The sequence below is a fragment of the Catenulispora subtropica genome, assembly GCF_039531675.1.
GTDB lineage: Bacteria > Actinomycetota > Actinomycetes > Streptomycetales > Catenulisporaceae > Catenulispora > Catenulispora subtropica.
Map to the genome: position 1 here is coordinate 1 of NZ_BAAAQM010000109.1, position 11,941 is coordinate 11,941.

Sequence of the window (11,941 nt, forward strand, 5' to 3'; positions counted from 1 at the left end):
ACGTCGCGTTCACATCAGCGGTGAGCGTCGTGGTCATCGACTGCACGGACACCGGGGCTCCGCCGCCGACCAGCACTCCGCCGACGTTCAGCTGCCTGCTGATCCGGCGCGGCTCGCGGGCCTGGGCGCTCTCGCGCACCGGCGCGGCCCCGATCCCGGGGTCCGCGTCGGTGCGGAGGGTCGGCAGTCCGAGGTCGACGGCGTTCACAGTGTGCTCCTGTCGGGGCGGCTCGGCGGTGCTTCCGCCGGCGGCGTCGTGGTCGGGGCCTCAGACGCGGCCTCGCGCGTGGACTCGGACACGGGCTTCGGTGCGGCCTGCGGCGTGGACTCGGCCGCGGCGGCGGACATGTCCACGGGCGCGGATCGCAGCCTTCTGCCGGGGCGGCTCGGCGCGGCTTCCACCGGCGTCACAGAGAGCTGCGTCCCGGCGGCGTCCTCGGCCATGGCCTCGATCGGCGCCTCGACCGCTGCCCCGTCCGCGGCGTCGACCGTGACGCCACCCGCGCCCTCAGGCGCGGACCGCAGCCCACCGGTGGCGGCGCCGACGATGTCCCGCACCCCCAACCCGGCACGTTCCAGCAACTCCTGCCGAGGACCGGCCGCCAGGAACTCCCGCGGCAGCCCGAGCACCCGCACCGGCGTCCGCACCCCCGCGTCCGCGCAGGCCTGGGTCAGCGCCGTGCCCATTCCGCCGGTCCGCAGCCCGTCCTCGACGGTCACCACCAGCCGGTGCCGGTCGGCCAGGTGCGTCAGATGCGGGTTGACCGGCAGGATCCACCGCGGGTCGACCACCGTGGTCCCGATCCCCAGCCGTTCGAGCTCCTCCGCGGCGGTCAGGCAGGACCGCGCGGTCGTCCCGGCGGCGACGATCAGCACGTCCAGCGGCCGCCCCGCGGCCCGGTACAGGACGTCGACGCCGCTCATCCTGGTCAGCGCCTCGATGTCGGCCCCGGCGTCGGCCTTCGGGAACCGGATCGCGGTCGGCTCGTCCCGCACCTCCACCGCCTCGCGCAGCACCTCCGCCAGTCGCGCCGGGTCCCGGGGCGCCGCCAGGCGCAGGCCCGGCACCACCGCCAGGATCGCGCCGTCCCACATCCCGTGGTGCGAGGCGCCGTCCGGGCCGGTGACGCCGGCCCGGTCCAGGACGAACGTGACGCCGGCGCGGTGCAGTGCCGCGTCCATGACGACCTGGTCGAACGCCCGGTTGAGGAACGTCGAGTAGACGCACACCACCGGATGCAGCCCGGCCAGCGCCATCGCCGCCGCCGAGCACACCGCGTGCTGTTCGGCGATGCCCACGTCGAACACCCGCTCCGGGAACCGTTCGGCGAACTCGCCCAGCCCGGTCGGCAGCACCATCGCCGCGCTGACGCCCACGACCTCCGGCCGCTCGGCCCCGATCGCCGCCATCTGCTCGCCGAACACCTCGGTCCAGGACCGCTTCGGCGGCACGGCCGGCTCCCCGGTCCGCGGGTCCAGGACGCCGACGGCGTGCATCCGGTCGGCGTCGTCCTCCTCGGCCGGCGGGAAACCGCGCCCCTTGGCCGTGACCGCGTGCACCACCACCGGCCGCCCCAGCGCGGCGGCCTCCCGCAGCGCCTCCTCGGTCGCGGCGATGTCGTGGCCGTCGACCGGCCCGACGTAGGCCAGCCCGAGGTCGGCGAACAGGTGCCGGACCCGGTGCCGCTGCCGGAGCGTCTTCAGGTGGGTCGCGATCCCGCCGGTCGTCGGGGCGTAGGCGCGGCCGTTGTCGTTCAGCACGATCACCACCGGGCGGTCCTTGGCGCCGGCCAGGTTGTTCAGGCCCTCCCAGGCCATCCCGCCGGTCATCGCCCCGTCGCCGATCACCGCCACGACCTGCCGCCGGTGCGGGTCGCCCGAACCGTCCGCCAGCTCCCCGCGCAGCTGGAAGGCCTTGGCCAGGCCGTCCGCGTAGCTCAGCGCGGTCGAGGCGTGCGAGTTCTCGATCCAGTCGTGCGCCGACTCCGCGCGGCAGGGGTAGCCGGACAGGCCGCCGCGCCGGCGCAGCTCGCCGAACCCCGGCGCCCGGCCGGTGAGGATCTTGTGGACGTAGGCCTGGTGCCCGGTGTCGAACAGGATGACGTCCTCCGGCGACCGGAACACCCGGTGCAGCGCGATGGTCAGCTCCACGACCCCGAGGTTCGCCCCCAGGTGGCCGCCGGTCGCACAGACCTTCTCGATCAGGAAGGCGCGGATCTCGGCGGCCAGATCGGCCAGGGCGGCGTCGTCGAGCCCGGCCAGATCCTGTGGACCCTTGATCCTCTCCAACGCGGGGGCGGCGGTCTTTCGCTCAGTGGCCTGCTGTTCAGCGGCCTGTCGCTCGGCGGCCCTCCGCATCGGGACTCCTAACGCTTGCCTGTTCTCCACGGCGCGGGAGCCGATGGAGCTCCCACTGAACCAACGGTGGTCCCGCCGGGCCCCCGCCGCGTCCGGGGCGGTCTGTTCGGGCGATTCAGGCGACCCGGGTGACACGCGGGCCTCATCGCCCCGCCGTGTGTTCGTAGCCGAACGTGTTCGAACGTTCACTGACAGCCGAGATCTGCCCGTGATGTGGACGGCAGGTTGGCAAAAGGGTAAGAATCCCATGATCAATGCTGGAATCCGGGCCCTCGTGGTACACACTGAGAATCCAGGCGCGGTCCAGTTTTGTCGGACAGCGAACACGAAGGCTGCTCCGACAAGGCAGGGACGATGCAGGTTCAGCTCGAAGAACGCCGCGACGGCGGCGGTCTGACCGTCGGTGGGAAACGGGCTCCCGGCTCGGACGTGACCCCGGCCACGCCGAACGCCCTCACGGTTTCCAGCGCGCCCACCGCGTCCACCGCCCTGTCCGTCCGTGGACTGAACGTGACGGTCGAGCATCGCAGAGTGACCAAGACGCTGCTGGACGACGTCGACTTCGTCGTCCCGGAGCAGAAGCTCGTCGCGGTCATCGGCCCCTCCGGCTCCGGCAAGTCGACCTTGCTGCGCGCGCTCACCGGGTCCCAGCCCGCCGACTCCGGCAGGATCCGCTACGACGGCCGCGAGCTGTGCGCGGAATACGCCGACCTGCGCCACCGAATAGGCCTGGTCCCGCAGGACGACGTCCTGCACGCCCAGCTGACCGTGAAGTCCGCCCTCCGCTACGCCGCCGCCCTGCGCTTCCCCCGGGACACCACCGAGGCCGAGCGGGAGGAGCGCATCGACGAGGTCCTGGCCGGCCTGCGCCTGACCGGTTTCGAGGACAACAAGGTCAGCACCCTGTCCGGCGGCCAGCGCAAGCGTGTGTCGGTGGCGCTGGAGCTGCTCACCAAGCCCTCGGTCCTGTTCCTGGACGAGCCCACCTCCGGCCTCGACCCGGGCATGGACCGCGAGGTCATGCGCATGCTGCGCTGCCTGACCGACGAGGGGCGCACCGTGCTGGTGGTCACGCACTCGGTGGCCGAGCTGGACCTCTGCGACCTGCTGCTGGTGATGGCGCCCGGCGGGGGAGTGGCGTATTACGGGCCGCCGCAGGAGGCGCTGACGTTCTTCGAGTGCGAGACGTGGGCGGACGTGTTCCACGCGTTCTCGTGCCAGCGGGATCGTGACTGGGCGGGGGCGTATCGGTCCTCGCTGTACTACCTGGAGTACTGCATCGAGTCGCCGGTCGCCGACACGGTGCGCGTGGTGGAGTCGGCTGCGGTCGCCCCGGTTCCCGGGCCGCGGCCGTCGGTGGAGGACGGCCTGGTCGCTTCGGCCGAGCCTCCGGTTCCGGCCACCTCGGCTCCGGCTCCGGCGTCTTCTCCCATCGCATCGGCTCGCACCGAGCAGCGGTGGGGCGCACAGCTCGCGACGCTGATCCGCCGCTACGTCGCGGTGACCATCGCCGACCGCGGGCACCTGCTGCTCCTGGCCGTCCTTCCGATGATCATGGGTGTGCTGAGCCTGGCCATCCCGGCCTCCTCCGGCCTGGCCGCGGCCGCCCCGGGCCCCGACGGCCTGGCCCGTGCGAACACCGACGCCCCGACCGTCCTCCTGGTCCTCGCCGTCGGCGCCTGCCTGACCGGCGCCGCCAACGCCGTCCGCGAGCTGATCAAGGAACGCGGCATCTACGACCGCGAACGCGCGGCGGGCCTGTCCCGCTCGGCGTACGTGATGTCCAAGGCGATCGTGCTGGGCGCGATCACCGCGACCCAGACCGCCGTGCTGGCGGCCGTGTGCCTGCTCCCACGCCGCCTCCCGGCGCATGGACTGGTCGTCTCGGGCAGCGCGGTCCCCGAACTGATCCTGGCCACGGTCCTGCTCGGCGTCGTCTCGATGCTGCTCGGCCTGGTGGTCTCGGCGGTCGTCCGCACCTCCGAGAAGACGATGCCCCTGCTGGTCCTGATCACCGTCGTCGAAGTGGTGTTCTGCGGCTCGCTGTTCCCGCTGTTCCACAGCCCGGCCTTGGAGCAGCTGGCCTGGCTGTCCCCCTCCCGCTGGGCGGTCGCGGCCGAGGCGGCGACCATCAACCTGCCCGGCATCACGGGCCCGCCGCAGGGGCGCACCACCACGGACCCGCTCTGGACCCACGCCGTCACGCAGTGGGGTGTGGACATCGGCGCGCTGATCCTGCTCGGCGCCGCCTGCCTGGTCGCCGTTCTGCGGCTGCTGCGACGGCACGAGTCCGCGGTGCTGCGCGGCTGCTGAAGCCCCCGGGTCGGCGGGGCGGGCTTGCCGGTCGTCTTCGAGGCGGTGGTCTCGGACGTGGTCGGCGCCGAGGACCTGCTGCGGGAAGACCGGCCGCTCGGGGAATACACGGCAGTTGATAAACGGCGCACATGCTTGTGGGGAGCCCTGTTCGGGCTCCCCACGAGTCAGGCATTGGCCTGCGCGACTATCGTGCCGATGCCCTGCTTCTCATCGTCACCCTGATCGTCGCCGCCGCCACCGTCGCCAACGCCAGGCAGGTCATCACGCCGCCCGTGATCACGTTGGTCAGGATGGTCGCCCGGACGTGGGCGCCGCCGTTGACAGCCCACGGCGCGATGATGGTGAACACACCGACCAGCGCCGCGGCCCATGCTCTGGCGTGGGTGCGCTCGTAGACGGGCCCGAAACCGGCCATCAGCAGGGTGTACGCGAGCCCCAGCACCAGGTTGCACACGGCGAGCCGCTGGAAGCTGGAGTTGAAGCCCACCACCCACGGCGAGATCGCCAGGAAGAGCCCCGCGCCCACGGCGAATGCCTCGATCACCTGCGAGCGGGGCGCCAACGCGGCCAGTTCGGACTTGGCGCGCATCTCGATGATGTCCGGGTGGCGCTCCATGCTCGTCGGAAGATCGGTCGACACCTGAACCACCTCCTTACCGTCGGGCGACTGCCGCCGCGCGATGCGGTGGTTCACCCAATGCCATTCTCCTCCGAAAAAGGCGATTCGGCATGGTATGCGACGATTGCCCGTGGTAATCCGGCGGGCCGGGCCGTCCGGGCGACGCGGCGCGCGTCCCGATCGGCTCGCCGAGCCGGGCCGACTGAGTACTCGGGCCCGGGAAGATGAGCAATGATTGCTCATCCCCGGCCAGCTCAGAGGCGGTTTCCTAGAGATGGAAGGAAGGCCGCCCGGTCTTCCGGAACCTAGGGGGGAACCAACCATGAGCAGCATCCGCAAGACCGCCGCCGCGCTCCTCGTCGCCGGCGTCGCCGCCGTCCCGGTCGTGAGCGTCTCCTCGGCCTCGGCCGCCGTCGCCCACCCGCAGCCGGCCTCCAGCGCGGCTCGCAGCGTCCAGGCCTTCGTGACCAACGACTCCGGCTGCACGATGACCCTGTTCAGCGACTCGCTCTCGGGCGGCATCTGGACGATCATGCCCGAGTTCACGGTCCCGAACGGCGCCGCCACCTCGTGGGAGTCGGAGTCCAACGGCCTGTGGACCGGGACCGAGGGCGTCGCGACCTACCGGCTCGGCAACTGCGTGGACCCGGCCCAGAACCTGAAGTTCGCCGTCTTCCACTGGGACGACCCGTACGCCACCTCGAACGAGTACGACAACGTGGGCACGAGCTCCGGCGTGCACATCACCCGCAGCGGCGGCAGCGGCAACAACGCGATCGTGAACTGGGTCGTGACGACCAGCTGAGCGGCCAGCCGATCGGCCAGCCGATCGGCCAGCCGATCGGCTGACGGAGGGGGTGGACCAGACGGGGCGGCTCAGGCCTCCGCTACGGCGGAGGCCTGAGCCGCCTCCCACTGGTGTCGCGTCCCAACCGGCCCTGATACTCCGCAGGCACTGACAGGGCCTTCTGGTGGAATTGTCCGTTAATCAGGAATCTTCCAGGGGTGCCGGGGCATCTCGTTGATCATGATCAAACGATGGCCCCATCAGGTCCGCGGCGTCGTCGTCGCGGCCGCGCTCGCCCTGTCCGCCGTCCCCCTCACCGCGGCGCCCGCAGCCGCGGCGAACAAGGTCGTGTACATCACCTTCGACGACGGACCCAGTCCCTACACCGCGCAGATCCTCAAGGTCCTGTCGCGCTATGGAGTCCACGCCACGTTCTTCGAGGTGGGCGAGATGGTGGCCGCGCGCCCGTCGCTCACCTCGCAGGTGTACCGGCAGGGCAACAGCGTGCAGAACCACACCTGGTCCCACCCCGACCTGCGGAAACTGACAGCGGCGCAGATCGCGTACCAGGTGGCTGCCACCGACCGGCAGATCCGCGCGCACACCGGATACCGCCCGTGCTGCCTCCGCCCGCCGTACGGCGCGGTGAACGCCACGGTGCGGGCACGAGCGGCGACGTTCGGCAAGAAGCTCGCCCTGTGGACCGTCGACCCGCGAGACTGGTCGCGGCCGGGGGCCGCCGCCATCGAGGCGCGGGTGCTCAGCCAGGTGCGGCCGGGGTCGGTGGTGCTGCTCCACGACGGCGGCGGCGATCGGAGCCAGACCGTCGCGGCGCTCGGCGACATCCTCAGAACCCTGAAGGCTCGCGGATACAAGTTCGCGACATGGGCCCGCTGAGCGTCCGCCGCAGCGGTGTCTGAGCGTCCGAATACCGTGGTCCCATGACACCGGACGAACTGAGAGCGGCTTGTCTCGCCTATAAGGGAGCGGTGGAGGACTTCCCCTTCGGTCCCGAGCCCTCGGTCTTCAAGGTCGCCGGCAAGATGTTCGCGATCAGCCTGCTGGACGAGCGGCCGCTGGCGGTGAGCCTGAAATGCGACCCGGAGCTCTCGGTGAGCCTGCGGGCCTCGTATCCCGCGATCCGCCCGGGCTACCACCTCAACAAGCGGCACTGGAACACGGTGACCATCGACGGCTCCCTGAGCGAGCGGATGGTCCTGGAGATGATTGAGGACTCCTACGACCTGGTCGTGAAGTCGCTGACCCGGGCCCAGCGCACCGCTCTGGGCGCGTAGCGGGGACTCCCGCGCCGGGGCCCGTGCGGCGGGTCCCAGCCCGGATCCGGACTGGGGCCCGCCCGGCGCCGTCACCTACGATGAAATAGCCACGTGAATCCGGCAGGCGCGTCGGTCGTAGTGCGGAAGGCCATCGGAGGTCATGGACATAGGCGACGGGCACTCGCGGAGCAAGCGTCGAGGAGGACGTTCCGGCGCCCCTCTCGGGACCGTCGCGGCGGTCGGCGCAGAGGTGCTGGCCGACGTCCTCGCCCAGGCCCCGGTGGGCATGGCCCTGCTCGACGTGGATCTGCGCTGGGTCTACGCCAACGAGGCCTTCTTCCGGACGACCGGTCTGGAGCCCGCCCGGATCCTGAGCCGGCCGGTCGCGGCGACGCCGTTCGCCGCCGACCTGCCCACCATCCACCGGGTCCTCGCCGGCTCCGAGGCCGGTCCGCCCGCCGCGACCGCGACCGGCTGGCACGTCCGCTACCGCCGGTTGGAGAGCGACGGCAGGGTCACCGGAATCATCGCCTCCGTGAGCGGTTCCGCGACGCGGCAGCAGCGCCACCTGGACCAGGCGCGGCGCCGCCTGGCTCTGCAGCGGGCCGCCGCCGAGCGCATCGGCACCACGCTCGACGTCGACATCACCTGCGTCGAGCTCGCGGAGCTCACCGTGCCGGCGATGGCCGACCTCGCCATCGTCGAGGTGCTGCCGTACGGGATCGGCGACCGCGGCCAGGGTGGCTACGGGAGCCAGGGCGGCCACGGCGGCCACGGCGGCCACGGCCTCCACCCCGAAGCGCCCCGCATGCGCCGAGCCGCCCTGGCCTGCGCCCCGGACCTGCGCCGCCGCCTCGGCGCGCTCGCGATGCCCGGCGCCTCGGTGCGGCCCGGCGCCGACTCGACCGTCGCACGGTGCCTGGCCGAGGGCCGGCTGACGGTCACGAACCTGCTGTCCGACGCCGAACTGGCGGACCGGGCGCAAAGCGAGGACACGCTGGCCGCCTACCGGCTGGCCGACATCGACTCGCTCCTGGCCGTTCCGCTGAGCGCGCGCGGCCGGCTGGTCGGCGTGCTGACGCTGGCCCGCGCCCGCGGCACCGCGGAGGGGTTCACCGAGGACGACGCCGTCCTGGTCCAGGACCTCGCCGACCGGGCCGCGGTCAGCATCGAGAACGCCCGGCAGTACGCCGAGTCGCAGAGTGTCACCCTCGAACTCCAGCGGGCCCTGCTCGTCGAACCGGGCCGCCCGCACTCGAACCTCGAAGTCGCCGCCCGCTACCTGCCCTCCGGCAACCGCGCCCTGGTCGGCGGCGACTGGTACGAGATCGTCCGGCTGCCGTTCGGCCGGACACTGCTGGTGATGGGCGACGTCATGGGCCACGGCGTCGAGGCCGCGGTCGACATGAGCATCTACCGCTCGGTCATCCGCGACGCCGGCGGCATGGACCTCCCGCCGCACGGCATCCTCCGGCACCTGGACACCGTGATCTCCCAGGACGAGACGGCCCGCCCGGCGACCTGCCTGCTCGCCGTGGCGGACCCCAACCGGCGCCGCTGGACGTTCGCGAGCGCCGGCCACCTGCCGCCCGCCCTCTTCGCCGCCGGCCGCCCCACCGAACTGGTCACGGTCCCCACCGGGCCGCCGCTCGGCACCGGCCTCGGCGGCTACGAGCAGGTCATCGTCGATCTGCACCCGGAGCAGGCCCTGCTCATCTACACCGACGGCCTCGTGGAGCGCCGCGGCGAGGACATCGACGTCTCGCTCGCCCGGCTCGCGTCCCTGCCGCTGCCCGGCAGCGGCGGCCTGGAGGACCTCCTCGACGACGCGCTGCGCCTGGTCGCGCCGCCCGCCGTCGAGGACGACATCGCGCTGCTCGCCGCCCGGGCCACACCGCGGGACGATCTGTGACGCCGCGGCCCGCGGGAGCCGCGACGGGCGACGTCCCGGGTTCCCGGCACCGGACGATGTCGAGTTGATCATAAGGGCTCGATCACTGGATACTGATCGCCAGGCTGGCCAGCCATCCATGTCCGCACGGGATGAAAGTTGGACTGACTATGGCAATGCTGCGAAAGGCCCGCGCCTGGCGCGGTGCACTCGGGGTCGCGGCGGCGGGGGGAGCCCTGGTCGCGTCGATCGCGTACGCTCCGACGGCGAGCGCGTGGACCGGCACCTACGAGATCCGGAACGGCTACAGCGGCAAGTGCCTGGAGCTGAGCGCCTGGAACCCCGCTAACGGGGCCCGCGTCGACCAGTGGGACTGCGTGCCGGGCAGCGACGGCATCACCCAGGCGAACGAGCGGTGGACCCTGGTGGACCAGCCCGACGGCCAGTTCCAGATCCGCAACGCCGCCAGCGGCAAGTGCCTGGAGATCCAGGGCTGGTCGCAGGACGACGGCGCGATCCTGGACCAGTGGGACTGCCTCTACTCCAACGGCCACGCGAACGCGAACCAGGAGTGGTACATGAACGAGGCCGGTCAGCTGCAGAACAACAACAGCCGCAAGTGCCTGGACGTGCTCGGCTGGGCCACGTGGAACGGCGCCACGGTCTCCCAGTGGGACTGCAAGTACCTGGACGACGGGCGGTCGCAGGGGAACCAGGACTGGCAGATGTGGGGCGTGTGACGAGCTGAGCGACACTGGTTCGTCCGGCGCCTCGGCGGCGTAGGAGGGCCGGTTCAGGATGAGGCTGTGCCCTCCCGTGGTTCTGCTTCGGGAGGGCAGGTCTTGAGCGGCGGGTCGCCACGGTGTGGTGCGGGGCCTGTCGGCCTATGGCCGGCGGTGGTGGCGTTCACGATCCCGGCTCGGCCGCGCAGCGTGCGAGGGTTCCCCCTCTTGTCGGTCATTTATCAGCCCTCTAACGTCCGCCGCATGAGACACGCCAGGAGAACCCTGACAACGCTCGCCGTCGCCGTCGCCACGGCCGCCGCGTTGACGATGCCCGCGGCCGGCGCCGCGACCGCCGCCCCGGCCGCGTCCGGCGCCGAGGCGGCAGCCGGCCCGCTGCTCAGCTACGTGGTCAACACCCGGGCCAACCACGGGCAGGTCATGAAGGCCGAGCGCGAGGTCGTGGACAACGGCGGCACCGTCCTGATCGCCTACGAGGAGATCGGCGTCATCATCGCGCGTTCCGCCGATCCGGCGTTCGGGGCGAAGATGCGCGCGCTCAAGGGCATCGACTCGGCCGGCGCGTCCCGCACGGCACCGATCGCCGCCGAGGGCGACCCGGTCGACGTGGTGTCGCCGGACTCGGCCGCCGCCAGCCCGGCGTCGTTGCAGGCCAACCAGTGGGACATGAAGGCGATCGGCGCCGACCGGGCGCACGCCGTCTCCGAGGGCAGCCGCTCGGTCGTGGTCGGCGTCCTGGACTCCGGCATCGACGCCACCCACCCCAACCTCGCCCCGAACATCGACGCCGCGGACTCGGTCGGCTGCACCGACGGCGGTGTTCCGGACACCTCCTTCGCCGCCTGGCAGCCCACCACCAGCGGCCACGGCACCCACGTGGCAGGCATCATCGCCGCGGCCGACAACAACACCGGCGTAGTGGGCGTGGCCCCGAACGTCCGCCTGGCCGCGGTGAAGGTCGTCGACGACGGCGGCTTCATCTACCCCGAGTACGCGGTCTGCGGCTTCGTCTGGGCCGGCCACCACCACTTCCAGGTCACCAACAACAGCTACTTCGTCGACCCCTGGCTCTACAACTGCCAGGACGACCCCGACCAGGCCGCCATCGTCGACTCGGTCCGGCGCGCCGTCGACTTCGCCACCCACAACGGCGTCCTGAGCTTCGCCGCCGCCGGCAACGAGAACCAGGACCTGGCCGACAAGACCGTCGACACCACCTCCCCCGACGACACCACCCCGGTCACCCGCACGATCACCACGTCCTGCCTGGACGTCCCGGCCGAGCTCCCCGGCGTCGTCACCGTCTCCGCCACCGGCGCCCTCGACGCCCGCTCGTACTACTCCTCCTTCGGCCAGGGCAAGGTCGAGGTGGCCGCCCCCGGCGGCGACCGCATCTACCAGATCCCCGACACCCCGGACAAGAACGGCCGCGTCCTGAGCACTCTCCCCGGCGGCACCTGGGGCTATCTGCAGGGCACCTCCATGGCCTCCCCGCACGCCACCGGCGTCGGCGCCCTCCTCGCCAGCACCCACCCCGGCGCCACTCCGGCTCAACTCCGCGCTCTCTTGGACGCCCAGGCGGACCCCCTGGCGTGTCCGGTCGTTGAACCCGACCCGGGCGGCTCGACCTGCACCGGCAGCGCGGGCAACGACAGCTTCTATGGGCATGGGCTCGTGGATGCGTTCCGCGCGGTGACGATGTAAGGCTTCGCTGACGGCGAAAGGCTTCGTCGAGAGCGAAGGCTTCGTCGACAACGAGAGGCTTCGTCGACAGCGGAGCGGTTGCGTGCTCTCGTGGTTGATGTGAGGGGCTACGCCGAGCAGGTGCGCGGCGTAGCCCCCGCGTGAGCTGTTGCCTCGGAGCGGGTTGGGGCCTTGTGCTTCAGGGCGGCGGGTGGTCTGTGGGTTGAAAGGCTATTTATTACGACCTTCGGCCATGGTGTTGAAAGC

General features: G+C 71.8%; 8 protein-coding genes and 2 pseudogenes. 7 read left to right on the plus strand and 3 right to left on the minus strand.

The genetic code is table 11. The annotated features are described in order from the left end of the window. Both ABD466_RS43920 and ABD466_RS43925 read right to left on the minus strand, forming a co-directional pair. On the minus strand, positions 1-154 hold a 154-nt coding region (locus ABD466_RS43920), incomplete at its 3' end, for a flavodoxin-dependent (E)-4-hydroxy-3-methylbut-2-enyl-diphosphate synthase (RefSeq protein ID WP_486334161.1). Between the two features lie 323 nt (positions 155-477). Next, a pseudogene (locus ABD466_RS43925) lies at positions 478-2,358 on the minus strand (1-deoxy-D-xylulose-5-phosphate synthase); the annotation flags it as partial. A gap of 474 nt (positions 2,359-2,832) precedes the next feature. On the opposite strand from ABD466_RS43925, the pseudogene ABD466_RS43930 reads away from it, so the two are divergent. Then, positions 2,833-4,671 (plus strand): annotated as a pseudogene (locus tag ABD466_RS43930) (ATP-binding cassette domain-containing protein); the annotation flags it as partial. A gap of 187 nt (positions 4,672-4,858) precedes the next feature. Here the strand turns inward: ABD466_RS43930 and ABD466_RS43935 are convergent. Beyond that, the gene (locus ABD466_RS43935) at positions 4,859-5,314 is read right to left on the minus strand and encodes an SPW repeat protein (protein ID WP_344663269.1); all 456 of its coding nucleotides are present in this window, start codon (positions 5,312-5,314) and stop codon (positions 4,859-4,861) included. A 301-nt stretch (positions 5,315-5,615) separates the two neighbouring features. On the opposite strand from ABD466_RS43935, the gene ABD466_RS43940 reads away from it, so the two are divergent. The 6 genes from ABD466_RS43940 (at position 5,616) to ABD466_RS43965 (ending at position 11,695) form a co-directional block, all read left to right on the plus strand. Further along, on the plus strand, positions 5,616-6,098 hold the full coding sequence (locus ABD466_RS43940) for a hypothetical protein (RefSeq protein ID WP_344663270.1): 483 nt from the start codon (positions 5,616-5,618) through the stop codon (positions 6,096-6,098). 222 nt (positions 6,099-6,320) lie between these two features. After that, positions 6,321-6,977: a polysaccharide deacetylase family protein gene (locus ABD466_RS43945; RefSeq protein WP_344663271.1), complete on the plus strand. Its 657-nt coding sequence runs from the start codon at positions 6,321-6,323 to the stop codon at positions 6,975-6,977. Positions 6,978-7,021: 44 nt separating this feature from the next. After that, complete coding sequence (locus tag ABD466_RS43950; protein ID WP_344663272.1) at positions 7,022-7,375, plus strand: MmcQ/YjbR family DNA-binding protein; 354 nt, start codon at positions 7,022-7,024, stop codon at positions 7,373-7,375. A gap of 142 nt (positions 7,376-7,517) precedes the next feature. Beyond that, positions 7,518-9,269: a SpoIIE family protein phosphatase gene (locus tag ABD466_RS43955; protein ID WP_344663273.1), complete on the plus strand. Its 1,752-nt coding sequence runs from the start codon at positions 7,518-7,520 to the stop codon at positions 9,267-9,269. Positions 9,270-9,418: 149 nt separating this feature from the next. Further along, entirely contained in the window at positions 9,419-9,988 is a 570-nt protein-coding gene (locus ABD466_RS43960; protein ID WP_344663274.1) for an RICIN domain-containing protein, read from the plus strand. A 246-nt stretch (positions 9,989-10,234) separates the two neighbouring features. Beyond that, positions 10,235-11,695, plus strand: coding sequence for a S8 family peptidase (locus ABD466_RS43965; protein WP_344663275.1), 1,461 nt, complete (start codon positions 10,235-10,237; stop codon positions 11,693-11,695). Positions 11,696-11,941: the final 246 nt, after the last annotated feature.